This window comes from Bacillus sp. FJAT-27916, from assembly GCF_001183965.1.
Lineage (GTDB): Bacteria > Bacillota > Bacilli > Bacillales > Pradoshiaceae > Pradoshia.
The window spans coordinates 814,061-838,013 of sequence record NZ_LFZV01000001.1; the positions used below are offsets into that span (position 1 = coordinate 814,061).

General features: G+C 43.1%; 24 protein-coding genes. 18 read left to right on the plus strand and 6 right to left on the minus strand.

Annotated elements, in window-relative coordinates; genetic code table 11:
* Positions 1-16: 16 nt before the first annotated feature.
* Positions 17-619 carry a 30S ribosomal protein S4 gene (rpsD, locus tag AC622_RS03885; protein WP_049669855.1) on the minus strand — a complete coding sequence of 201 codons (603 nt, stop codon included), beginning with the start codon at positions 617-619 and terminating at the stop codon, positions 17-19.
* Positions 620-1,273: 654 nt separating this feature from the next.
* Positions 1,274-1,759: a GAF domain-containing protein gene (locus AC622_RS03890; protein ID WP_049669856.1), complete on the minus strand. Its 486-nt coding sequence runs from the start codon at positions 1,757-1,759 to the stop codon at positions 1,274-1,276.
* Positions 1,760-1,919: 160 nt separating this feature from the next.
* Here AC622_RS03890 and refZ point away from each other — a divergent pair, with 160 nt between their 5' ends.
* Complete coding sequence (gene refZ, locus AC622_RS03895; protein WP_049669857.1) at positions 1,920-2,564, plus strand: forespore capture DNA-binding protein RefZ; 645 nt, start codon at positions 1,920-1,922, stop codon at positions 2,562-2,564.
* Here the strand turns inward: refZ and hisJ are convergent.
* On the minus strand, positions 2,554-3,375 hold the full coding sequence (gene hisJ / locus AC622_RS03900; RefSeq protein WP_049669858.1) for a histidinol-phosphatase HisJ: 822 nt from the start codon (positions 3,373-3,375) through the stop codon (positions 2,554-2,556). The genes refZ and hisJ overlap by 11 nt on opposite strands.
* A 191-nt stretch (positions 3,376-3,566) precedes the next feature.
* Here hisJ and ezrA point away from each other — a divergent pair, with 191 nt between their 5' ends.
* The 5 genes from ezrA (at position 3,567) to mbcS (ending at position 9,796) form a co-directional block, all read left to right on the plus strand.
* Complete coding sequence (gene ezrA, locus AC622_RS03905; protein ID WP_049669859.1) at positions 3,567-5,267, plus strand: septation ring formation regulator EzrA; 1,701 nt, start codon at positions 3,567-3,569, stop codon at positions 5,265-5,267.
* Between the two features lie 149 nt (positions 5,268-5,416).
* On the plus strand, positions 5,417-6,562 hold the full coding sequence (locus tag AC622_RS03910; protein ID WP_049669860.1) for a cysteine desulfurase family protein: 1,146 nt from the start codon (positions 5,417-5,419) through the stop codon (positions 6,560-6,562).
* Positions 6,562-7,770: a tRNA uracil 4-sulfurtransferase ThiI gene (gene thiI, locus AC622_RS03915; RefSeq protein ID WP_197089970.1), complete on the plus strand. Its 1,209-nt coding sequence runs from the start codon at positions 6,562-6,564 to the stop codon at positions 7,768-7,770. The genes AC622_RS03910 and thiI overlap by 1 nt, the downstream gene beginning before the upstream one ends.
* An 88-nt stretch (positions 7,771-7,858) precedes the next feature.
* Positions 7,859-8,059: an alpha/beta-type small acid-soluble spore protein gene (locus tag AC622_RS03920; RefSeq protein ID WP_049669862.1), complete on the plus strand. Its 201-nt coding sequence runs from the start codon at positions 7,859-7,861 to the stop codon at positions 8,057-8,059.
* Between the two features lie 156 nt (positions 8,060-8,215).
* Positions 8,216-9,796: an acyl-CoA synthetase MbcS gene (mbcS, locus tag AC622_RS03925; RefSeq protein WP_231589476.1), complete on the plus strand. Its 1,581-nt coding sequence runs from the start codon at positions 8,216-8,218 to the stop codon at positions 9,794-9,796.
* Between the two features lie 221 nt (positions 9,797-10,017).
* Here the strand turns inward: mbcS and AC622_RS03930 are convergent, their stop codons facing one another.
* Positions 10,018-10,818: an NAD kinase gene (locus AC622_RS03930; RefSeq protein WP_049669864.1), complete on the minus strand. Its 801-nt coding sequence runs from the start codon at positions 10,816-10,818 to the stop codon at positions 10,018-10,020.
* Positions 10,819-10,948: 130 nt separating this feature from the next.
* Between AC622_RS03930 and sppA the strand changes: the two genes are divergently transcribed.
* The 8 genes from sppA to AC622_RS03970 all read left to right on the plus strand — a co-directional run bounded on the left by sppA (position 10,949) and on the right by AC622_RS03970 (position 18,032).
* Positions 10,949-11,941: a signal peptide peptidase SppA gene (gene sppA / locus AC622_RS03935; RefSeq protein ID WP_049669865.1), complete on the plus strand. Its 993-nt coding sequence runs from the start codon at positions 10,949-10,951 to the stop codon at positions 11,939-11,941.
* Positions 11,942-11,953: 12 nt separating this feature from the next.
* A complete protein-coding gene (locus tag AC622_RS03940; protein ID WP_082197010.1) occupies positions 11,954-12,454 on the plus strand; it encodes an RDD family protein in 501 nt (166 codons plus the stop codon).
* 99 nt (positions 12,455-12,553) lie between these two features.
* A complete protein-coding gene (locus tag AC622_RS03945; protein ID WP_049669866.1) occupies positions 12,554-13,210 on the plus strand; it encodes a DUF2953 domain-containing protein in 657 nt (218 codons plus the stop codon).
* A gap of 14 nt (positions 13,211-13,224) precedes the next feature.
* Entirely contained in the window at positions 13,225-13,656 is a 432-nt protein-coding gene (ytfJ, locus tag AC622_RS03950) for a GerW family sporulation protein (RefSeq protein WP_049669867.1), read from the plus strand.
* 141 nt (positions 13,657-13,797) lie between these two features.
* Positions 13,798-14,298 carry a thiol peroxidase gene (tpx, locus tag AC622_RS03955; protein ID WP_049669868.1) on the plus strand — a complete coding sequence of 167 codons (501 nt, stop codon included), beginning with the start codon at positions 13,798-13,800 and terminating at the stop codon, positions 14,296-14,298.
* Between the two features lie 215 nt (positions 14,299-14,513).
* Positions 14,514-15,500, plus strand: coding sequence for a class I SAM-dependent methyltransferase (locus tag AC622_RS03960; RefSeq protein WP_049669869.1), 987 nt, complete (start codon positions 14,514-14,516; stop codon positions 15,498-15,500).
* 194 nt (positions 15,501-15,694) lie between these two features.
* Entirely contained in the window at positions 15,695-16,882 is a 1,188-nt protein-coding gene (locus tag AC622_RS03965; protein WP_049669870.1) for an acetate kinase, read from the plus strand.
* Positions 16,883-17,612: 730 nt separating this feature from the next.
* Positions 17,613-18,032 (plus strand): nucleoside 2-deoxyribosyltransferase, encoded by a 420-nt coding sequence (locus AC622_RS03970; RefSeq protein ID WP_049669871.1) that lies wholly within the window; start codon positions 17,613-17,615, stop codon positions 18,030-18,032.
* A 131-nt stretch (positions 18,033-18,163) separates the two neighbouring features.
* Here AC622_RS03970 and AC622_RS03975 read toward each other — a convergent pair whose 3' ends face one another.
* A complete protein-coding gene (locus tag AC622_RS03975; RefSeq protein WP_053103711.1) occupies positions 18,164-18,622 on the minus strand; it encodes a hypothetical protein in 459 nt (152 codons plus the stop codon).
* Positions 18,623-19,081: 459 nt separating this feature from the next.
* Here AC622_RS03975 and AC622_RS03980 point away from each other — a divergent pair, with 459 nt between their 5' ends.
* Both AC622_RS03980 and AC622_RS03985 read left to right on the plus strand, forming a co-directional pair.
* On the plus strand, positions 19,082-19,912 hold the full coding sequence (locus tag AC622_RS03980; protein ID WP_049669872.1) for an EcsC family protein: 831 nt from the start codon (positions 19,082-19,084) through the stop codon (positions 19,910-19,912).
* Positions 19,909-20,442, plus strand: coding sequence for a MogA/MoaB family molybdenum cofactor biosynthesis protein (locus AC622_RS03985; RefSeq protein WP_231589477.1), 534 nt, complete (start codon positions 19,909-19,911; stop codon positions 20,440-20,442). Before AC622_RS03980 ends, AC622_RS03985 begins: the two co-directional genes overlap by 4 nt.
* Positions 20,443-20,484: 42 nt before the next feature.
* Here AC622_RS03985 and AC622_RS03990 read toward each other — a convergent pair whose 3' ends face one another.
* The gene (locus AC622_RS03990) at positions 20,485-20,799 is read right to left on the minus strand and encodes a hypothetical protein (protein ID WP_049669873.1); all 315 of its coding nucleotides are present in this window, start codon (positions 20,797-20,799) and stop codon (positions 20,485-20,487) included.
* Positions 20,800-21,050: 251 nt separating this feature from the next.
* Here AC622_RS03990 and AC622_RS03995 point away from each other — a divergent pair, with 251 nt between their 5' ends.
* On the plus strand, positions 21,051-22,259 hold the full coding sequence (locus AC622_RS03995; protein ID WP_049669874.1) for an argininosuccinate synthase: 1,209 nt from the start codon (positions 21,051-21,053) through the stop codon (positions 22,257-22,259).
* The gene (argH, locus tag AC622_RS04000) at positions 22,256-23,629 is read left to right on the plus strand and encodes an argininosuccinate lyase (protein WP_049669875.1); all 1,374 of its coding nucleotides are present in this window, start codon (positions 22,256-22,258) and stop codon (positions 23,627-23,629) included. The genes AC622_RS03995 and argH overlap by 4 nt, the downstream gene beginning before the upstream one ends.
* Positions 23,630-23,953 lie beyond the last annotated feature (324 nt).

Here is a 23,953-nt window from a genome sequence, read left to right on the forward strand (position 1 = left end):
TTTCGTAACGGGCAGATTAACGAGAGTAGAACTCAACGATAAGTGCTTCGTTAATTTCAGCTGGAAGCTCAGAACGCTCTGGTAAACGAGTGAATGTTCCTTCAAGCTTGTCAGCATCGAATGTTAAGAAATCAGGTACGAAGTTGTTTACTTCGATTGCTTCTTTGATAACATCAAGGTTGCGAGATTTTTCGCGAACGCCGATTGTTTGGCCAGCAGTCAAACGGTAAGATGGGATGTCAACGCGACGTCCATCAACTAGGATATGACCGTGGTTTACAAGTTGGCGAGCAGCACGACGAGTACGTGCTAAACCTAAACGGTAAACAACGTTGTCAAGGCGAGATTCAAGAAGAACCATGAAGTTCTCACCGTGTTTACCTTGAAGTTTGCCAGCTCTATCAAAGATAGTGCGGAATTGGCGTTCGTTCACACCGTACATGTGACGAAGTTTTTGTTTTTCTTGCAATTGCAAACCGTATTCGGAAAGCTTTTTGCGTTGGTTAGGACCGTGTTGTCCTGGAGCGTAAGGACGCTTTTCTAGTTCTTTACCAGTACCGCTTAGGGAAATTCCTAAACGACGGGACAGTTTCCAAGATGGACCTGTATAACGAGCCATAAGTAGACTCCTCCTTGATTGTTTTTATTTTTGTAAAATAAAAACCGATGTTTACATACATTACTGCCATTTCATTTTCATGCACCTTCGCCCTAGCAGCAGCGGGTTACGAGATGCACCTCAATGACTTGAGGAATGAAATGAACGAATAAAGACGTGAACATAAGCTGCGATATTTTACACAAGGAGTATTGTATAATTTATTCATAGGGAAGTCAAGGTATTATCTTGTTATTGGAAAATGCGAACAACTAATGACGGATTATTTAGGTTGATTGTCATAGAACAAGAAGATCATGTATTTCATTAGAAAAACAGTTGAAATAGGATTAATAACTAAAAAGGACCATGCCGGCTTAAAGATAAAGGCAGACGCGGAATACGGATTGGCGTTTAGCAATTGCTTTCATGGGAAGGCTTGGACATAATTATTTCAGCCAATGATAACCCCCAATGATTTGATGATAGATTATCGTCAAATCATTCGGGTCTTTATTTGTTGTTTTCCGTGTATTAGTTAATGGTGGCTTTTTATTATTCATGACTAGTGGAAGGGAGCGAACCTATTTCCAACTGTTATTGAATAGGGAGAATAATTTACAATCATTCGTTTTTTAGGGTCATTTATTTAGTTATGTCCCAACCCCTTCTTTTTTAGAGGCTGGATTCAAGGATTGAAACGAAATGACTTAGACCTGTTTCATCTTCTTCATCAAAGCGTTCAAGATTAGGGCTGTCAATGTCAAGGACGCCGATTAAGCGGCCATCCTTCACGATTGGAAGAACAATTTCTGATTGACTGGCAGCATCGCAGGCGATATGTCCCGGGAAATCATGAACATTCGCTATGCGCATGATTCTGCGTTCTGATGCCGCAGTGCCGCAAACGCCTCTGCCAAGAGGAATGCGAATGCAGGCCGGGAGCCCTTGGAATGGACCGAGAACCAGCATATCGCTTTCTTCCTCGTATAGGTAGAAGCCAACCCAGTTAACATCATTTAGAAAAACATTTAAGAGGGCACTGGCATTGCTGAGGTTTGCCACGATATTAGGCTCCCCGGTAATTAACGCCTGTAATTGTTTGCCGACTAGTTGATATTGCTCAGCTTTTGTACCGGTGTATTGTTCGACTTGAAACATCATATTTCTCCTTTCCTCCCTATATAGGGTATTGAAATCTATGCCAATCCTGTCTGTTTCATTCTTTTTGTCGAGAACTTATTGAAGGATATAGCCTCCTCAAAACAGAAGTAGTCCATAAGAGAGAATAACCTTTGTTTAGAAGGAGGGGAGTTTACGAATGGACAAGAATACTAAGACGAAAGATTCCATTATAGAAGCTGCTATCTACTTATTTTACATGAAAGGTTACTCTGCTACATCTATTCGAGATATTGCCAGGCGTGCAGGAAGCAATTCTGCTAATATTTCGTACCATTTTCAGCATAAGCAAGGCTTGCTGGAACATTGCTTTACCGACTTCTTTGAGGGGTATCTCACCGGCCTGGAGCAAATCGCGGAGCAATTGCCGCAGGTTGGTGCGAGGGAATGCCTCCTGCAGTATACGAGCTTCTGTCTTCATTATTACCGTGAGAATTTCCTGCTTACAAGGCTGGTGCTGCGTGAGATCTCAGTCGACACAAGCTTGAACCGTGAAGTATACATGACCTATCTCTCGAAGGAAAAATTTCTCCTCAAGATGATTTTAGAGGAGGGGAGAAAAAGGAATGAGCTTCGTCCAATCTCCATCCCAATGTTTGTCACGAAACTAAAGGCCATGCTGAATGAGCCCTTTATCCATTCCCAATATTTCATGGAGGTATGGCATATATTCCCGAATGAGCCGCATTTCACGAAGGCGTATTTCACAGAAATCGAGACATTTCTGCATGAATGTCTGTTTCATACGATATACCGTGCGCCGATTGAGCTGGCTAAGGCTTGATGAAGGAATCACGAATACCCGGGTCAAGAGCATCCAGACCGCGCCCTAAATCAGACGGGTGATGCGAGTCAGAGCCGTATACGAGCGGGATGCCCATACTAGCTGCTTCCTCGAGGATGGCTGCAGGCGGATAAATATCTTCGCATAAAGGCTTGAACAGGCCGGCTGTGTTAACGTCGAGCTGGTAGCCCTTCTGTTTAATCAAGGGCAGAAGATCAAGCATCTGCCTAGTAGAATCATAACTGCTAGGATATTTTTTTTGGAATTTAGAAACAAGGGAAAGATGGCCAATCCGTTTTGGCTTGAACGGTCCGAGGTCGCTCATGATTGCTTTCTTCAATGTGCGGTAATAGGCATCATAGACAGCTTCGGTTGTGCCGAACCGGCTGATTATGCGCTCGAACTCTGAATCGCTGTAATCAAGGCAGAACCATTCATCCTCTAGCTGCAAGAAATGGACAGACAGAATGGAATCGGCCAGATTCGATCCAATCCTGCTTAATAAATGTTTGGTTTCTTCCTCCTGCCCTTCAATATAATCAATTTCTAATCCAATCTTTATTTCAATCTTCTCCCCATAAGTCTTCTGATAGCCCTTCAAATCTGTTAGATAAGAACCGAACTTGCTGATGTCCATTGAGCTGTCCTTAGTTGGAGCAGGATCGGAGAAGTGTTCAGGCAGCGGAGCATGCTCCGTAAAGGTAATCCCGCGGTATCCTAATTGGATTGCACGTTCGATATAGGCGTTGATTTTTTCACTTGTCCCATGGGGGCAGTAATGTGTATGTACATGACCATCATAAATATCCATGATTCTCCTCCTTTTCGACAAATTTTATTTGTTTCGAGAGTTTTTGGCAAAAGATAAGTCGTTTAGGATAACTTTTTGCAGAAAATATCGCTTTTTATGGTTAAAAAAAGCCTGTGCCATGTTATCATTAAATCATTGATATGAACTTATATACATAAATATTTGTCTCGTGTTGAATAGGAGGCTTCTTTATGAAGTATGTGATAGGGGGACTAGCGCTAATCTTTGTTGCCTTTATCGTCGGGATATTGGTAAGAAAGAAGCACTATAAGGAAATTGACAGACTTGCAGATAAGAAAATAGACATCATGAACAGGCCGATTGCTGAGGAATTGGCTCGTGTGAAGAGTCTGAACATGACCGGTCAGACAGAGCGGCTGTTTGAACGCTGGCGGCAGGATTGGGATACAATCCAGACAGAGCGGCTGGCAGAGGTGGAGAGTTTGCTCTTTGACGCGGAAGAATACACGGATAAATACCAGTTTAAGAAATCAGTGGCTGTCCAGCATGAGATTGATCGAATTTTGGACGAGACCGAGATTACGCTGGCCGCGATTCTCCATGAGTTGAATGATTTAATAGGCAGTGAAGAACAGAATAAGAAGCTCGTTGAGGAGCTTTTAATGTCCTATCGGGATGCGAAGAAGCATTTGCTCGCACACCGCCATACATTTGGGGATGCCGCTGAGCGTCTCGAACAGCAATTTGATGAATTAGCCGTTGAATTCCAGATGTTTAATACACAGACAGAATCAGGCGATTATTTAGAGGCAAGGGAGCAGGTGCTCTCCATAGAAGCCAAACTGATTGCCATTCAAGAGAAGATGGAGAAGATTCCAGATCTCCTGGCGAATTGCCAAATACATATTCCAAGCCTGCTGCATGAGCTGAAGACGGGATATACAGAAATGTGTTCACAGGGCTATCCGCTCAGCCATATTTATTTTGATACTGAGCTCGAGAAGATGGAGCAGCAGCTGGCGGAGGCCAAATTCCTCTTAAAGGAAACAAAAGCAGATGAAGCGACAGAGGAAGTTGAGAAGCTGAATGAAACGATCCAGTCCTTCTACGATCTTCTTGAGAAGGAGGTAATGGCCCGTCAGTATGTTCTATCTGTCAAGAATATGTACCAGCAGAAGCTCGACCAATCCATTGATCGTCTTGAGCAATTAGATGATGAAACCGAAGTGGTCAAACAGATTTACCAAATGCCGGAAAAGGAGCTCGAGGTCCGCACGAATATTGAAAAGACGTTAATCAATATTAAAGCGAAATGGGAGCTCTTGAAGGACAGGCTTGCTGAGGAAAAAACGGCCTACACGGTGTTAAAGGAAGATATAGTTGAGCTTGAGGCGAAGCTTGATGCATTAGAAAAGGCTCAGAAAGAATATGAAGAGAAGCTGAATGCCCTTCGCAAGGATGAACTTGAATCAAGGGAGACGATTCGCAAGCTTCAAAAGAATATGACAGAATCACTGCGGATGGTTCAAGAAAGCAACTTGCCAGGCATGCCGACCTCCTATGAACTGATGGTTGTCCAAGCGAAGGAGAGTCTTGCCGACGTGAAAGCGAAGCTGGATGAAAAGCCGCTGAATATGAATGCCGTCATGCATTATCTTGATATTGCGAGCGTCGCTGTCAGCCGTGTTCGCGAAGCGACTGAGCATTTGACGGAGCAGGTGCATCTTGCTGAGAAGGTAATCCAATACGGAAATCGGTATAGAAGACAATACCCATCCGTTGCAGCAGCCTTAAGTGATGCAGAGAACAAATTCCGTAATTATCAATATGAGGATGCGCTTGAGCAGGCAGCCACTGCGATTGAGCAAGTGGAACCGGGCTCATTGAAGAAAATCCAAGATTTACTGGAACAAGATCATAGTGCTAATTAGACCAGTCCACTTTGACCATGGACTGGTCTTTCCTTTGGATAGCGGTTCTTAAAGGTGAGAAAATAACGCTAAGTTGAAATCTGCAGCTTTATAAACTGGGAAGTTTATGCTACATTTTCTAATTGATAGGCTAGGGAAGGAGAAATCCAATGATTTATTTGGACAACAGTGCAACGACACAACCATATCCAGCCGTGCTGGATTCATTTATGAAGGTTTCAACTGGCTTTTGGGGAAATCCTTCCTCGCTCCATGGCTTTGGAGGAAAGGCCGAACAATTGCTTGCGAAGGCACGTGAACAAGCCGCAAATATGCTGGGGGTGAATCCAGCAGAGATTATTTTTACCTCTGGAGGTTCAGAGAGCAATAATCTCGCTATTAAGGGGGCGGCCCTGCAATACAAAGGCCGGGGAAAGCATATTATCACATCCTCTATTGAACATCCCTCCGTGCTTAATCCGACAGAGCAGCTGAAGGATTTAGGGTATGAGATTACCTATCTGCCGGTGGATGAAGTTGGACGTGTATGTGTGAATCAATTAAAGGAAGCGATACGGGAAGAGACGATTCTCGTTTCGATTATGCATATCAATAATGAGATAGGCTCTATCCAGCCAATCGAAGAAATAGGGGAGCTGCTGAAGCAGTATCCAAAGATTCTCTTCCATGTAGATGGCGTACAGGGCTATAGTAAGGTGAATCTTTCCTTGAGCCGTTCCCATGTAGATCTGTATTCATTATCAGGTCATAAGATACATGGATTGAAGGGAACGGGCCTTCTGTACAAACGGGAGGGAATTAAGCTATCTCCTCTCATTGCCGGCGGAAACCAGGAGTCGGGATTCAGGAGCGGGACAGAAAGTGTGGCCGGAGCCGTATCATTAGCTAAGGCGATGCGTCTTGTGACGGAGCAGAGTGTGAAAAGTCTTGAAAGGATGAAGGAGCTGCAAGCCTATACGATGAGCCGGCTGGCAGAAGTAGATGGCGTTGTCATCAATACGCCTCAGAACGGGGCCGCACCGCATATTATTAATTTTTCGATTCCAGGCCTAAAATCAGAGGCCTTTGTGCATACGCTTGAGGATGAGGAGATTTATGTCTCTACGACAAGTGCCTGCTCCTCAAAGAAAAAATCAATGAGTCATACATTGCTTCAAATGGGCAAGAGCGAGAAAATCGCCAGCAGCTCAATCCGAATCAGCCTTCATTTTGATTTGGAGAAAAAAGATATCGATCAGGCCGTTTCCGCAGTGGACAAGGCCATTCAAATGTTAAGTGAGGTTAGTAAAAAATGATTAAATTTGACCATATTGTCGTGCGTTACGGGGAGATAACCTTAAAGAAACGAAACCGTAAAAGCTTTATCACCCAACTGAAGAAAAATGTGAAAAATGCCTTGATGGATTATCCGAATGTGCGGATTGAAGCGCAGCATGAGCGCATGTATATTCATTTAAACGGTGCGGGCCATGAAGAGGTGATTGACCGTATGAAAAAAGTATATGGTATTTCCTCTTTAAGTCCAGCCCTGAAAGTGGAAAAGGAAATTCCGGCCATTCAGGAATCGGCACTCTTCTATATCAACAACCTTTCAAGAGATATTGAGACATTCAAGATTGATGCAAAACGGGCTGACAAGACATTTCCTTATTCAACCTATGACCTGAATGGGCTCGTTGGCGGATATTGCCTCCAGCATAAGGAAGGCTTGAAGGTAGATGTGCATAATCCGGATCTGAAGCTCCGTGTTGAGGTACGCAAGGATGCTGCCTATATTACGGGTGAGAAGATTGCTGCTGCAGGCGGTTTGCCAATCGGGAGCAGCGGTTCTGCGATGCTTATGCTAAGCGGCGGCATTGACAGCCCTGTTGCAGGATTCTTAACGATGAAGCGAGGCGTAGAGATTGAATGCGTCCACTTCTACAGCCCGCCGTTCACGAGTGAACGCTCTAAACAGAAGGTCATTGATTTGGCGGAGAAATTAGCAGAAGTGAATGGGCGGATGGTGCTGCATATCGTTCCATTTACCGAAATCCAAAAGCTCATCCAAAAGCAAATCCCGGATAATTATACGATGACAACAACACGCCGGCTTATGCTGCGTGTCACTGATGCGATTCGGGAACAGCGCAAAGCCCTCGCTATCGTTACCGGAGAGAGCCTAGGCCAGGTGGCCAGCCAGACGATGGAGAGTATGTTTACAATTAACGAAGTGACGAATACACCTATTCTTCGTCCTCTATTAGCCATGGACAAAACGGAGATCATTGAGATTGCCGAGCGAATTGGCACGCATGACATCTCCATCCGTCCGTTTGAGGATTGCTGTACCGTCTTCACGCCGGCCAATCCTAAGACAAAGCCTAGAAGAGAGAAGGTTAATCATTACGAATCCTTCACGGATTTTGAACCATATATCCAAGAAGCTGTAGAAAAAACAGAGACCATTATCTTCAGCAATAAGGAGAAGAAAAAGGAAGAAGCAACGGACGAGTTGTTCTAAATCATATTTGTGAACAATTACCATATTGGGTTTCGCATATCGGCATGTGTTTTGACACACTCTATACTCACAAGGAGGTGAAAAACACATGTCAAACAACTCAAACAACCTTTTGGTACCAGGAGTAGAACAAGCTCTTGATCAAATGAAATACGAAATCGCTTCTGAGTTCGGAGTACAACTTGGAGGAGAAACAACTTCTCGCGCTAACGGTTCCGTTGGTGGAGAAATCACAAAACGCCTTGTCCAAATGGCAGAGCAACAATTGGGTGGAGGTTACTCCCGATAATTTCATACAATTGGCTACAGAAAGCGGACCTATGGTCCGCTTTCTTCTTGTTTCGGGGAGTAGACAAGAATAAAATCCAATATAAATAATAAAAATATTCAAAAAATCATGTATAATAGCTATGGTTACCATAAATTGTTAAAGGGAGTGGGGAGTTTGACTGAGAACCTGATTGCACCTGAGCAATACAATTTAGTGGATGAGATTGAGAAGTATGCAAAATATGAACGTAGAAAAGCGCTTATTTGGAGAAATGAAAGCGGTTTAACGGAAGAGATGACGTACAAGGAGCTTATGAGGACAGTTAATAAAACAGCAAATGTCTTCCTCAGTGAAGGGCTCAAGGCAGGCGATAAGATGCTGATCATGGTACCGAGGCTTATAGAGGCGTATACGGTTTATTTAGCGGCATTAAAGATTGGGCTGGTGGTCATACCATGTTCAGAAATGCTTCGCATAAAGGATTTACAATATCGAATTGACCATTCGGAAGCAAGAGCTGTGCTGGTACATAAACCATTTGTGGATACCTTTAAAGGCTTATCATCCAAAGAAACATTACATAAATTTATCATCAATGGCCAAGAAGAGGGATGGATCGAGCTTGACGACAAAATCAAGCATGCGGATAGCCTTCTAAAGACAGCTAAGACAAAGCGGGAGGATATGGCCTTTCTCTCCTATACATCCGGTACCACTGGGCAGCCAAAAGGTGTCGTTCATACACACGGGTGGGCTTATGCCCATTTACGGACGGCAGCGAGCAATTGGCTCGCGATTGAAGAAGAGGATGTTGTTTGGGCAACGGCGGGGCCAGGCTGGCAGAAATGGATTTGGAGTCCGTTCCTGTCTGTGCTAGGTTCAGGAGCTACGGGTTTTGTTTATAACGGGAAATTTGAGCCTAAGAAATATCTTCAGCTGCTTGATGACTACTCCATTAATGTCCTATGCTGTACACCGACAGAATATCGATTGATGGCCAAGGTCGATCATTTATCAGATTATAAGCTGCAGCACCTTCATAGTGCTGTCTCAGCAGGCGAGCCGCTGAACCGGGAAGTCATTGATACATTTCGGACTCATTTTGGTGTGACCGTCCGGGATGGCTATGGACAAACAGAGAATACGCTCTTGGTCGGTGTAACGAAAGGGATGGATGTTAAACCAGGCTCAATGGGCAAGCCGACACCTGGGAATAAGGTCGAGGTAATTGATGAAGAGGGCAGCCCATGTGCAGTTGGCTTAACAGGCGATATTGCCGTGCATATAGAAACACCAGCTCTTTTTAAGGAATATTATAAGGACCCTGAAAGAACATCGATGCAATTCAGAGGAGATTATTATATAACAGGCGATAAAGCAAAAAAAGATGAGGACGGATACTTTTGGTTTGAGGGGCGCAGAGATGATATTATCATCAGTTCAGGCTATACAATCGGCCCGTTTGAGGTGGAGGATGCGCTCGTGAAACATCCGCATGTAAAGGAATGTGCGGTTGTAGCGAGTCCTGATGAAGAGAGGGGACAAATCGTCAAAGCTTTTGTCGTATTGCGGGAAGATGCCCCGGAGCCTTCCGATGAGCTGATTAAAGAACTGCAGAACCACGTGAAGGCAATGACCGCACCGTACAAATATCCACGTAAAATCTCTTTTGTGGAGGACCTTCCAAAAACGATCTCAGGAAAGATTATGAGGGTCGAATTAAGGAAGCTGGAAGTAGAAAACCAGAAGGCATAGACATAAAAGAAGCTGATCTTTGGCCCGCTTTCGAGTGGACTTAGGTCAGCTTTGTTCGTTTGGATATGGTAAGCGGAGGAGCAGTCTTCTCATAATAGTGATTGAAAAAGCTCCTGTTATCTTAATATCGACATAAAATCTGGATACTGTTGCATTGCATAAAAACACTATGCGCCAAATAAAAAACAGGTGAAAAGATGTTTTTCACCTGTTTCATTCGTTTATAGGAATGTCCGCTGAACCTTTTCCCAAAAGGAGTTGTCGCGCAGCTTGACGGTTTTAATCGTGCGGCCGCTAAGGCGGAAGTCCAATTGTTCGATATGCTGGATGCTCATGGCCTCATTGTCCATTCCAATGACCGGATAATCATCACCCGTTTTAGAAAGACGGAGTGTAAGTACGCGGTCGCTTCCGAGAATGAAGGAGGAGCCTAATGTCCGGTAATGGTTATTATTCATGGATGCGATTTCGCTTACCTGCATACAATGCAATGTTGGGTCAACGACAGCTCCGTTAAGGGATTTATTGTAGGCGGTCGAACCGGTAGGGGTTGCAATAACCATCCCATCCCCGCGGAATGTCTCAAACGGCTGACCATCAATATCAACTTCGATGACAAAAGTTTTGATCAAGGAGGAGCGGAAGGAGCATTCATTCAAGCAATCGAAGCTGTACTCATTGTCAATGGTCACTTCAATGGTCGGGTACTTTCTAACCTCAATGACAGATCTGGTGACAGCGTCAACCATCTTTTCTGTATCATCAATATAAAAATCACAGTACATATTTAATTTCTTGTTAAGGGATATCCCTGCATAGAGGCAATCCTCCCGGAAATCCGTCTTGCGGACGGCTTGCAGGAATGTGCCGTCATCACCGATGCTGACAATGATATTTGCTTCCGCAGGGTTCTCAACAGTTTTGAACCCGTATTTATCTGTGTTTGCTTTAATGGTCTCAATTCTTTCGAGAATATCCTTGTCTTTCTTGTGATAGAAATAGATATTTTTACGGTTGTCCATTTAGCGAAACCTCCTTAATAGGCAGTACATGCTGAATTCTTAGCAAATTTAAGTTTGCCCAACATCGACATGTTATAATAATTTTATCAGTAAAATAAGAAGATTCAAACTTTGACAGGGGGAATAATGTGTGAACAAAAAAAGATGGCTTAGCTTAGGGATTGCAGCAGTTATTTTCTTCGCATCAATCTTAATGAATTCGATTTCCTTGCTGGCTTCTTCAGATGACAAAGTTATGTCCGAATTCTTCGAAGCGGAAGAGGAAGTCATTGAGGATGGAGATTATGAGCAGAAAATTGTCGTCCTGGATATCGATGGAACGATTGCTGATACAGGTGAGGAGTCCTCACTCCTATCCACGGGCGGATATAATCATCAGGCATTGCTTAAACATTTAGATACCGTTGCTGAGGATGATACAATCGGCGGGCTTGTACTTGAAGTGAATTCACCTGGAGGCGGTGTCCATGAGAGTGCGGAAATCCACCGGAAGATTCAGGCGGTCAAAAAAGCTGGAAAGCCAGTGTATGTAGCCATGGGCTCAATGGCTGCTTCAGGCGGGTATTATGTCTCAACGCCAGCAGATAAGATTTATGCAAGTCCAGAGACATTAACGGGGTCACTGGGTGTTATCATGCAAAGCTATAATTTTGAAGGCCTTGCCGAAAAATACGGGATTGATTTTGTTACGATTAAGAGCGGGAAATTCAAGGATATGGGAAACTCCTTCCGTGATATGACCGATGAGGAAAAGAAAATTCTCCAATCTTTAGTGGATAACTCCTATAATCAATTCGTGAAGGTAATTGCAGAGGGAAGAGGCATGTCTGAAGATGAGGTCCGTAAAGTGGCGGATGGCCGGATCTATGACGGCCGTCAGGCGAAGGATTTGAATCTTATTGATGAGCTTGGCTATATCGATGATGCTATTGCCGGCATGAAGAAAAATGAAGACCTGAAGGGTGCAGCTGTTGTTAAGCTGACAGATACAATTGGGTTTGGCTCCATGCTGAATTTAAAGCTCACTCAATGGGTTGGAGGTAATAATGAGGCAGGTATCATTAAAAGCATCATGACCGAAAATCAATCTCCGCAAATGATGTACCTATATTCTGGAGAGTAAGGAGGCACGGGAATGACGGATATTCATGAGAACAGCTTGAACGAGCAAGATACACATATACAGGCGGCCGAGGATTTCTCCCCAGAAGGGAAGGGGCTGACCCGTGCCGGTTTTTGGATGAGGTTTTGGGCGTACATAATTGATTTTCTGATTGTAGGGAGCATCAGCCGGCTTTTTATCAAGCCGATTTTCCGGCTGCTCGATATTCCCATTGACAGCAGCGGAATTTTATCGCCGTATACGGTGGTTGATTCAATTGTCTTTTTCGGATATTTTTTCATTATGACGTTCATTTTTGCCCAAACATTAGGGAAAATGGTGATGGGACTGCATGTTACTTCGCTGACTCAAGATAAGCTGGATTGGAAGACGGTATTGTTCAGGGAATGGATAGGAAGATATATTTCAGCCTTCTTCCTGCTTGGTTATATTGTCGTAGCCTTTAACCCGCGCAAACAAGGCTTCCATGATATGTTCAGCGATACAGTAGTCGTCCTTGATAAAGAGCGCTAGAAAACAACTATCAAAAACCTGCCTGTTGATAAAACAGGCAGGTTTATTTTTTAGGCGGACTGTCCATACTGATTGGTTGATAAGTCAGGGGGGTTTGGTTTGGTCATTCTATCGATTTGCTTACTTGTATTGTTCATAGTGCTGATCTGTTTCATCCTATCGACTGTTACCTTGTCTTTTCGATATGAAAAAACGATTCATAAAAATGAGCTTGAAATCAAGGTACAGATGTGGTGGGGAATGCTTCATTATGGGAAAAACATAAAGCTGGGAGAACCGATGGCAAACGGAAAGAAGGCTGAATCTGAAGAAGGACAGGAGGAGGAGCAGCCGCTTGATGAGATGGACGGGTCCTTCCATGCGCTCGCTAAATTATTATCTGATTTGAAAGAGTACAGAGCCGCGACAAAGGAGGTTACGACTGATATTCGATTGACCAATCTGGAGATCTCCCTGTCCTATGGAACGGGAAATGCACCGACAACGGCGATGGCAACGGGCATATTATGGGGGATCGTTGGTACAGGCATTTCAATCATTGGTCGTTATTTTCAACTGGAGGTTGTTCCGAAAACCGAGGTCGTTCCTTATTTCATGATGAAAAAACCGCTTGAGCTCTATGTTGGATGCATAGGAAAGATCAGAATGGCAAACGCTATAAGGGCAATATGGAAATTAGCTCGATTTATGCAAAGCAAGAAGCAGCTGCATAAGACTGGCGGAAAAAGCCATAAGGGCAAAAATCAAATGGCCTAACAGGAGGTTATCATATGTCTAATCATCCAATTGGCGGATTAATGAATTCGGCGATGGAAAACTTAAGAAGCATGGTAGATGTCAATACTATTATTGGCGATCCTGTCGAAACTCCGGACGGAAGTGTCATTATGACTGTATCGAAGGTGGCATTCGGGTATGCGGCAGGCGGCAGTGATTATCAAATCAGCGGCCCTTCAGGAGAGGATCAAAGACATCCATTTGGCGGCGGAAGTGCTGGCGGTGTCTATATTACCCCAATTGCTTTCTTGATTGTCAGCTCTCAAGGAATTAAAATGCTGCATCTAGATGAAAATACCCATCTAATCGAAAAATTGATGGAAGCTACTCCTGTTGCTGTTGATAAGGTTAGCTCCATGTTTTCGAAAAAGGGAAAAGGAATGCAGAATGATCAGCAAACATCTGGTATAGACAGCATGGATTAAGAGAACGAAAAAAGACCGCATCTTTTTAGGAGATGTGGTTCGTTTTTGTGAGAATAAAAATCGTAGCTTTTTACAAAGGGAAGATGAAACCCTATACTTAAAGAGGAATGAAAAAATTCAGACGATTGAGGAGGAATTAGTGTGGCGAACGTGACGTTTAAAGGTAATCCGGTTACATTAGTAGGGACAGAAGTAAAAGTGGGTGACAAGGCACCAGATTTTACTGTGCTCGCAAATGATTTATCCCCAGTAACGCTGAAAAGCTCAGAAGGGAAAGTTAGAATTATCAGTGTCGTTCCTTCTCTCGACACAGGTGTATGTGATGCGCAAACCCGCAAATTCAATGAAGAAGCATCTAAACTAGATAATTTAGAAGTTATTACGGTCAGTGTTGACCTGCCATTTGCGCAAAAACGCTGGTGTGCGGCAGCTGGTCTTGAGAATGTCGTAACGGTATCCGATCATAAGGATTTATCCTTTGGAGAGGCATATGGCGTATATATTAAAGAGTTACGTTTGCTTGCGCGCTCTGTATTTGTCGTAGACAGTCAAAATACAGTTACATACGTAGAATATGTACCTGAAAGCACTGACCATCCGAATTATGAAGCGGCAATTGAAGCAGCAAAAGCAGCTAAATAAGCAGCTTAAGTGTCCTAATTCAGCATGAACAAGAGGAATCCAGGAAGGTTCACATTTGAACCGATATGCCTGGATTCTTTTTTTTTGAGTTGCAGCTGTTATAGCACATTCATTCAATAGAGGTTTATTCAAGTCAGAAAAGGTGATACTTGTTCTTTATAGACTGTAATACTACAATGAGGAAAGAACTAGAGGACAAAGTTGGAGGAAATGTTATGAATACAACAAATGTTGAACAAATATATGAGGTAATTACAAGTACTGCGAAGGTTATCCAAGAGGAATTAGGCGGTACAGAATTAGAAGCAATTGCTGAAACAGGAGAGAACCTCTTCCAAGGCGATGTGCTGCAGGATGAACTTAGTGAGATTGCCGTCAAGAAATTGAAGAAGGCTTATCAAGAAGTCCATCTTGATCAATACAGCAAGGAAGATATCCGAAAAGGATGGCAACTAGCCATTTTGAAAGCGATGCGCACACATGTACAACCGAATCATCAAATGACACCTGATGCAATCGGATTTATGTTCGCCTATCTGCTGGAGAAATTCACCGCCAAACAGGAATCGCTGTCAGTCCTAGACCCGGCAGTTGGTACAGGTAATCTTCTCTTTTCAGTCATGAATGCTTTAAGAGGCAAGGAATTGAACGCGACAGGCATTGAGGTAGATGAAACATTGGTGAAGCTAGCCTATTCAGGTGCGAACCTGCTCGGAATGCCTGTCCATTTCTTGCACCAGGACAGCCTGCAGCCATTATTCATTGATCCTGCAGATGCCGTCATATGTGATCTGCCAGTAGGTTATTACCCCGATAACGAGCGTGCGAAGGACTTCAAGGTAAGAGCGAAGGATTCCATGTCCTATGCACATCACCTATTCATTGAACAGAGCTTTACCTATTCCAAGGCTGGGGGCTATTTATTCTTCCTTGTACCAAATGATCTGTTCAATACAGCTGAAGCACCTGCTCTGAATCAATTCATCCATAATCACGGTTATATTCAAGGACTTATCCAATTACCGGAGAGCATGTTTAAAACCAAGCAGTCTGCCAAGAGCATCCTTATTCTGCAAAAGGCTGGTGAAGGAGTGAAAGCACCAAAGCAAGTCCTTCTCGTCAATATGCCGAAATTATCCGATAAACCTGCGACAGCTGCCATGCTGACGAAGATTGATAACTGGATTAAGGCAGAAAAATAAAAAAGAATCCACTCCTGTAAATGATGTATTTTTTAAAATCTGTTCGAATTATTTGAATAAAATAAATTTTTTTGTGAAACCGATAACATAAAAATAATTTTGTTGCTAGAATCGGGTTACAATGGTTTAATGAGATTTGAAAGTTGATTTTAAAATTATATCAGTATGCATAAATTATGGGAGCTGTGATTTAAATGTCTAAAATTATCGCAATTAATGCGGGTAGTTCCTCATTAAAGTTTCAGTTATTTGAAATGCCTGAGGAAAAAGTAATCACAAAGGGAATTGTAGAGAGAATCGGATTGGCTGATTCTATCTTCTCCATTACGGTAGATGGTGACAAGAAAACCATCGTAACGGACATTCCTGACCACTCTGTGGCTGTTAACCTTTTGTTGGAAAAATTAACAGAACACAAAATCATCAACTCACTTGATGAAATCGACGGAATCGGTCACCGTATCGTACACGGCGGTGAACTCTTCACGGATTCTGCTGTTATCACAGATGAAGTACTTGCACAAATCGAGCAGCTTTCAGAGCTTGCTCCACTTCACAATCCAGCAAATGCGACTGGAATCAGAGCGTTCCGCGAAGTATTGCCAAACGTTCCTGCAGTTGCTGTGTTTGATACTGCATTCCACCAAACAATGCCTGAGTCTTCTTACCTTTACAGCTTGCCATACGACTATTACAAAGAATATGGCATCCGTAAATACGGCTTCCACGGCACATCTCATAAATATGTGTCAGAGCGTGCAGCAGAATTGCTTAAACGTCCGCTTGAGCAGCTTCGTTTGATCTCTTGCCACCTTGGTAATGGTGCAAGTATCACAGCAATCGAAGGCGGTAAATCCATCGATACAACAATGGGCTTCACTCCACTTGAAGGGTTAACAATGGGAACTCGTTCTGGAAGCTTAGACCCTGCGTTGATTCCATACTTGATGGAGAAAACAAACAGTTCAGCTGAAGAAGTACTTGAAATCCTTAACAAGAAGAGCGGTATGCTCGGCGTTTCCGGATTCTCAAGTGACTTGCGTGATATCGAGGATGAAGCAGAGAAAGGAAACGCTCGTGCTGAGCTTGCTCTGTCTAAATTCGCTGACGGTATCCACAAATACATCGGTTCTTATGCTGCAAAAATGAATGGTGTTGATGCTATCATCTTCACAGCAGGTATCGGTGAAAACAGTGCGGAAATCCGTGCACGTGTTCTTCACGGCCTGGAATTCATGGGCGTGTACTGGGATAAAGATGCGAACAACGTGAGAGGCGAAGAGAAATTCGTTAACCACCCATACTCTCCGGTAAAAGTTATCATCATCCCAACAGATGAAGAAGTCATGATTGCTCGTGACGTTGTGCGCTTAACAAAATAATTGATTACTATAAAGGACTGTGAATGCATTATTCACAGTCCTTTTTGTATACCAAGATGCCGATGTTTTGTATCTTAGCCTTTTTATGGCTATATCCTTGGATATGTTCGTTCCTAGGAATCTATTAAGGATAAAATAGATTGGATGTAATGAAGGAGTAAAACGAACCGTAGGGTTAGAAGATGAGGGCTCAAAGTCTAGGCCTTTTTGTTACAAAAAAACAGGTGAGGTCAGAACTATGCAGCAGACAGCCTACTGAAAGAAGGTGAGCCAATGAACTTCAGGAAAATCCCTAGAGAGTGGGAAGGAGTTCATTGACTGGTCTTTCAGCTAAATAGAAGCGTTTCTGTGAAGAGTATGCTATTTGTCATAATGACTCCTCGGCTATAGATGAGAAATTTGACTTAGTGCAACAAAATAGAGAGGAGTTAGGGGGGAATGTTTGGGCATAAAATAGCCCGGATTGGCGGGGCAAGAACTGGCAAAGATTCAGCAGCCTATTATTCAGGGGCTGTTATGGTCATGAGTGTTTCGCTTTTGGTGATGGGATAAGAGAGTTCTCAGGAACTTTTTAATGTCATTTACAATGGGCTTCTGCCGTTTGGCTTAGTCGTTTTTGTTGTCGTGCTATACAAAGGACAATTCTTAGAGGGATTTATTTCCTGTTGTGTGTTTACTTTAGTTGGTGCTTTAATTATGCAGGATAAATTTAAATAAGGAGGAAAATGAAATGAAACTATATCTAGCAAGTCCATTTTTTAATGAGCAAGAGCTTGAAGCTGTTCAAGCTGTTGAGGAAATTTTGAAAGAGAAAGGGATTGACTTCTGGAGTCCTAGATTGAATCAGCTTGACCAATTTGAGGCAGGTTCTCAAGCCTGGTCAATGGCTATCTATATGAATGATATTAAAGCTCTAGACTTCTGCGATGGGACTATCATGGTTTATCACGGAAACTACTCTGACTCAGGGACAGCTTTTGAGGCTGGCTATACAATTGCAAGAGGGAAGAAGTTGATTGTCGTTCATGTTGGGGATGATTCTAACTTAATGGTACACACTCCAGCTATTGCAAACTTGACTCTTGAAGAGCTGAAAGATTATGACTTCAAGAAGCTTGAGGCTATCGAGTATAAAGGGAAAATGTTTTAAGGAAGCTGTCTTTGACAGCTTTTTTATTTGGTTGCTTTCGTAAAGTTAGTTGGGATGCGAAAACAGCCACCTCCATAAAGAAAGTGGCTGTACTTGCTATTGAGCTAAAGCCCCGTTTGTTTAATAAGGATTTACTTTTTACCCCGTGGATACTTTAGGATTATATAAATGAAAATAATAGCCAAAATACCTACTATTGAATAAATAACTCCTTTTAGATTCTCTAGCGGTTCTTCCGAAGTTTGTTCAAATTCATATTCTCCTCTTCTTTCTGCTTTTACATATTGATCATTGGATTTTTGGACGGCTATCGCTTCCTCCGTACTAACCCCTTTGATTTCAAAGTATTTTGTACCTTTCTGATAATCATTAGAAAAATTACCAGATTGCGGTTCCATATCCGAATAATTTGTAACTTGGCCAATTTCATCTCCGATTGCGGTCACTGATTCTTCACTTACCGCATAGACATACCCATCCCAAACCACAAATGGATATGACCAAGAAGTTGCCATTACTTTGGCTGGTATAAATGAAACCAGTACAATAAATACGAATGTAATCATAAAAAGTAAATATTGATTTTTCAACTACATCTCCCCTTAAATTTAAAGTGTTCATTCATAGACTATTCTTCATTTTAAAACTTAAATCCTTCTTCCGCTAAACTGCCCGTTTGTGAAATATCAAAAAAGAGCTGATCACAGCTCTTGATAGCGTAGTAAGCTCTTGATTGTATAAGTCGTGCAAACCAAATGATAGGTCTACCTTTTTGACTAGGGAGGTGCATGAAACATCATCCAAAGGATACTGAAATCTATTTGAAGGATGGCATTGCAGTGAAAAAAACGTAAATTAAGCAGCTGTTTGCGGCGTGTATTTTTCAAAGCATTTAACATACAAGAGTCTTGCGTAACAGAAGCCAGGCTGAGATGGTAAATTGCAGTCATTCAATTCGAAGCCGATTAGCTTGTAACTGAATGTGAAAGAATAGAAGAGAGGTATGGTATACTTTTGATACATGACAATTTTGAAGAAGAGGTGATCAAATGGCGCTTACAGAGAGAGAAGACATAATCTTGCAGGATTTGAAGATGTGGGAAAGTGATATGCGGTCCGATGAACCGACCGACTTTGAAGCCTATTATGATCGTTTGATTGAAAGCATGTTTACGCTTTTGCCAGAATCGACACAGGAGGAATTCTTTGCAAAGCTTGATAACTGGCTCTTCCATCTACATTCTATGATTCATGAATCCCAGTTCCAGGCTGATGCAAGAGACCGGATTCTGAAGAATGCTCGTGTGTTCGATGAACGCATCAAGGATATTCAGGACCTCCGGGAGATGCCGGTTGACCGGCTGATCTATATCGCTGAGCAGCAAATGGCCCGCCATAGGATGTATTCACTAGTACAAGGCGGTATTTCAGCTGCTAATGGTGGATGGGCACTCGCGGCTGATTTGCCGGCACAAATGGTTATTAATTTGCGCAGTATCCAGCTGATTGGCTTATCCTATGGATATGACATCAGTACGCCTTATGAAACAGCCCTGTCATTGAAGGTGTTCCATGCCGGGACCATGCCAAAGCGCATGCAGAAATATTTCTGGGATGATCTTATGGAAGATTTAGAGAAGCCTTCTGATTATTTCTATGAGGGAGAAGAGATGAGCAATGTATTCTGGCTGGACCAGCCTATCAAGCAATTGATGAAGGTGCTCGCCATTTATTTCTTCCGTAAGCAGATGCTAAAGGGTGTACCAATCATCAGTCTTGCCATCGGCAGCCAGGCGAATTACCGTCTGACCAAGAATGTAACAGCTTTTGCGAATCAATTCTATAAATACCGCTATTTAAGAGATAAAGAAAGCGAATGAATGATATGGTGAGCTGCTCTAGTACATACATTCATAAGAAAGAAGCCCCAAAGGCCGTGCGTTGCAAAATCATTACCGTCAGTGACACGAGAGACTTGGATTCAGATAAGAGCGGGCAGCTGATGGAGCAATTGCTGACCGCTGCCGGCCATGAAGTTGTCAGCCGGGAAGTCGTCAAAGATGAAGTTGAGCAAATCCAGAGGGCTGTTCTTGAGGGCTGCAGGCACAGCGAGGTTGATTGCGTGCTTACAAATGGAGGCACGGGCATTGCAAAGCGTGATGTGACGATAGAGGCTTTATCCGCTTTATACGAGAAGGAGATTCCTGGATTCGGTGAATTATTTCGCATGCTTAGCTACCAGGAGGATATCGGCTCTGCCGCAATCCTTTCAAGAGCGAGCGCAGGTGTGATATTCGGTACTCCTGTGTTTTCAACACCGGGTTCAAGCGGTGCCGTCCGTTTGGCCATGAATAAATGTATCATTCCGGAACTCGGGCATATCATGCATGAGATCAGGAAAGACCGATGAACCGTTCCAATGATGGAGCGGTTTTTTCATTTCGTTTTGGGATCAACGATGGGGTTTACTTGTAAGCTCTTCATTGGTACGGAAATATATCCAAAGATCATTAATGCATGAGGCAAGTTCAGAGATTTCATCATTTAATGTGCAGGATTTCTCGAAATTCTCTTCCTCGTTCAGCTCACTTAATTTATCATTAATTTTCCCCTCAAGCTCCTTCACTCGGTCTGGTATCGTTCCCCTGATTTCTTCCCAGCGAAGGAGGATGGCAGATTGATCTTTCTCTGTATAGCTGTCCCAATCGTACTCAAGTCTTGGAATATCAATACCTAATCTTTTATCATGAACGAAGTATGTTTCCATGTTTGACGGATTCCTCCTTTTATTAGCTCCTCCCTTATTGTATACAAATGTCCGCTGATTAACGATAAACCTCCATGATTATTTCGCGGTGTACGTACACTTTGCCTTCTCCTTCTGAATAAAAAATTAGTAATTTTCAAAATAAATACTTGAAAAAGGATTTCAGGATTGATATAGTGTATATCATATTAATTGCATAAAAACATATAATAATGAATAAATATACAAAATACATCGGAGGGAACAGGAACATGACAAAGGAGAAAGTAGTTCTTGCCTATTCAGGCGGTTTGGATACATCAGTTGCGATTTCATGGTTGAAAGAGAAGGGGTATGACGTAGTAGCCTGCTGCTTGGATGTCGGCGAGGGGAAAGACTTAGAATTTATAAAGGACAAAGCCCTCAAGGTAGGAGCTTGCACTTCCTATGTTATAGATGCAAAGGAAGAGTTCGCGAAGGAATTTGCGTTAGTTGCTTTGCAGGCACATGCATTGTATGAGGGGAAATACCCGCTTGTCTCAGCTCTCTCAAGACCGTTGATTGCAAAGAAGCTTGTTGAGGTAGCAGAGAAGGAGAATGCGGTTGCCGTTGCCCATGGCTGTACGGGTAAAGGAAATGACCAAGTACGTTTCGAGGTATCTATCCAAGCGTTGAATCCAGAACTGAAGGTGCTAGCGCCAGTTCGTGAGTGGAGCTGGTCACGTGAAGAGGAAATTCAATATGCGAAGGAAAATAATATTCCCATTCCAATTAATTTAGACAGTCCATATTCCATTGACCAAAACCTATGGGGACGCAGCAATGAATGCGGTGTTTTAGAAGACCCTTGGGCTGCACCGCCAGAGGGTGCCTATGATCTGACATGTCCATTAGAGAATACACCTGATGTGCCTGCTATGGTTGAAATTACTTTTAAAGAAGGGGTTCCAGTCGCATTGAACGGAAAGGAATATCCTTTATCCCAATTGATTCTTACACTTAATGATTTAGCCGGAAAGCATGGTGTTGGACGAATTGACCATGTTGAGAACCGTCTTGTCGGAATCAAATCAAGGGAAGTATATGAATGCCCCGGTGCCGTGACATTGATTAAGGCACATAAAGAATTGGAAGATTTGACAATGGTGAAGGAATTGGCTCATTTCAAACCTGTTATTGAGAAGAAATTAACGGAGCTTATTTATGAAGGCTTATGGTTCTCGCCTCTTAAGGATTCATTGCTTGCCTTCTTGAAGCAGTCGCAAACCCATGTCACAGGGGTTGCGCGTGTGAAGCTGTTCAAAGGGCATGCAATTGTAGAAGGACGTAAATCTGAGTATTCTCTTTATGATGAGAATTTAGCCACCTATACATCAGCTGATGAGTTTGACCATACAAGTGCGGTTGGATTTATCAATTTATGGGGCTTGCCAACAAAAGTAAACAGCCAAGTGCATCTCCAAAAGAAGGTGACAGTGTGAAGAAGCTTTGGGGCGGAAGATTCACGAAAACAGCTGAAGAATGGATTGATTCCTTCGGTGCTTCCATCTCATTTGACCAAGAACTGGTGATGGAGGACATCGAAGGCAGCCTGGCACATGTGAAAATGCTGGGTGCCTGCGGAATCATTACGAAGGAAGAGGAAGAATTAATTGAAGGAGGGCTCTCTTCCTTGAAGGCGAAAGCTGAGAAGGGGGAACTCTCCTTTTCCATTGATTATGAGGACATTCATTTAAATCTTGAAAAGCTATTGATTGACGAAATCGGACCGGTTGGAGGCAAGCTACATACGGCGAGAAGCCGGAATGATCAAGTGGCAACCGATATGCATCTTTATTTGCGCGGCCAGGTGGAAGAAATCATTGCCACGATTGAAGAGTTTCAGAAAACATTGGTTGATACGGCTGACAAGCATGTGGAAACCGTTGTGCCTGGATATACTCATTTGCAGCGGGCACAGCCCATTTCACTCGGCCACCACTTCATGGCGTATTTCTGGATGCTTGAGCGGGATAAAGGCCGGCTTAAGGACAGCCTGAAGAGAATTAATCTTTCCCCGCTTGGTGCAGGTGCTCTCGCAGGGACTACCTTCCCGATTGACCGTCATATGACCGCTGAGCTGCTCGGGTTTGACGGGATATATGAAAACAGTTTAGATGCTGTGAGCGACCGAGACTTCATTGCGGAATTTCTTCATAATGCCTCCATCTTGATGATGCATCTCTCCCGCTTCAGTGAGGAAATTATTTTGTGGTCAAGCCAGGAATACCGTTTCATTGAGCTGGATGATACATTTTCAACTGGGTCGAGCATCATGCCGCAGAAGAAAAACCCGGATATGGCCGAATTAATTCGGGGGAAAACAGGCCGTGTGTATGGCAATGCAGTTGGTCTGATGACTCTCTTGAAGGGACTGCCTCTTGCCTACAATAAAGATATGCAGGAGGACAAGGAAGGGATGTTCGACACGGTTACAACGGTTAAGGGGTCGCTCAAGATCTTTAACGGGATGATTGCCACGATGAAAGTCAATACAGCTGTCATGAAGGAAGCTGTTTATCAGGACTTCTCAAATGCAACGGAGCTGGCTGATTATTTGGCGGCGAAGGGAATTCCGTTCAGGGAAGCCCATGAGATTGTCGGGAAGCTCGTGCTTCATTGCATTCAGCAGGGCTGCTATTTGCTTGATCTGCCGCTATCTGCGCTTAAAGAGGCCTCTCCGCTCATCGAGGAGGATATCTATGAAGCCTTAAAGCCTGAGGAAGCTGTGCGCAGACGAAACAGTGCAGGCGGGACAGGATTTACGCAAGTATCTGCTGCCATTGAGAAGGCAAGGGAATTGTTGAAGTAATACTTATTGAAGCATTTAATGTTGAAGGTTTTTACGAAACAGGTGGAAAATGGATAGGCTTTCCGTTTGATTTCCCAATTAAGAGCTGTGTTCAGCTCTTTTTTTGATATTCCATGAATGAGAAGTATTTCTGTAGTGGAATAAAATGTCATATGAAATGAAAGAAGAGTGATTCCTTATCTAAGAGAGGGCGTTATGCCTGAGAACTTTTCGCCCACTTACTTACTCGTTCATCGCTCATTACGTTCCTAGTCAATCTTCAAAATCTCAATGGCTTATTCTGAGGAAACGATTGTGGAGTTTGATGTGTAGTAGAAATGACAA

Coding starts and splice junctions, on each gene's coding strand:
- rpsD (WP_049669855.1), bottom strand. CDS start 619: ATGGCTCGTTATACAGGTCCATCTTGGAAACTGTCCCGTCGTTTAGGA.
- AC622_RS03890 (WP_049669856.1), bottom strand. CDS start 1,759: ATGTTTCAAGTCGAACAATACACCGGTACAAAAGCTGAGCAATATCAA.
- refZ (WP_049669857.1), top strand. CDS start 1,920: ATGGACAAGAATACTAAGACGAAAGATTCCATTATAGAAGCTGCTATC.
- hisJ (WP_049669858.1), bottom strand. CDS start 3,375: ATGGATATTTATGATGGTCATGTACATACACATTACTGCCCCCATGGG.
- ezrA (WP_049669859.1), top strand. CDS start 3,567: ATGAAGTATGTGATAGGGGGACTAGCGCTAATCTTTGTTGCCTTTATC.
- AC622_RS03910 (WP_049669860.1), top strand. CDS start 5,417: ATGATTTATTTGGACAACAGTGCAACGACACAACCATATCCAGCCGTG.
- AC622_RS03920 (WP_049669862.1), top strand. CDS start 7,859: ATGTCAAACAACTCAAACAACCTTTTGGTACCAGGAGTAGAACAAGCT.
- AC622_RS03930 (WP_049669864.1), bottom strand. CDS start 10,818: ATGGACAACCGTAAAAATATCTATTTCTATCACAAGAAAGACAAGGAT.
- AC622_RS03940 (WP_082197010.1), top strand. CDS start 11,954: ATGACGGATATTCATGAGAACAGCTTGAACGAGCAAGATACACATATA.
- ytfJ (WP_049669867.1), top strand. CDS start 13,225: ATGTCTAATCATCCAATTGGCGGATTAATGAATTCGGCGATGGAAAAC.
- AC622_RS03960 (WP_049669869.1), top strand. CDS start 14,514: ATGAATACAACAAATGTTGAACAAATATATGAGGTAATTACAAGTACT.
- AC622_RS03965 (WP_049669870.1), top strand. CDS start 15,695: ATGTCTAAAATTATCGCAATTAATGCGGGTAGTTCCTCATTAAAGTTT.
- AC622_RS03970 (WP_049669871.1), top strand. CDS start 17,613: ATGAAACTATATCTAGCAAGTCCATTTTTTAATGAGCAAGAGCTTGAA.
- AC622_RS03980 (WP_049669872.1), top strand. CDS start 19,082: ATGGCGCTTACAGAGAGAGAAGACATAATCTTGCAGGATTTGAAGATG.
- AC622_RS03985 (WP_231589477.1), top strand. CDS start 19,909: ATGAATGATATGGTGAGCTGCTCTAGTACATACATTCATAAGAAAGAA.
- AC622_RS03990 (WP_049669873.1), bottom strand. CDS start 20,799: ATGGAAACATACTTCGTTCATGATAAAAGATTAGGTATTGATATTCCA.
- AC622_RS03995 (WP_049669874.1), top strand. CDS start 21,051: ATGACAAAGGAGAAAGTAGTTCTTGCCTATTCAGGCGGTTTGGATACA.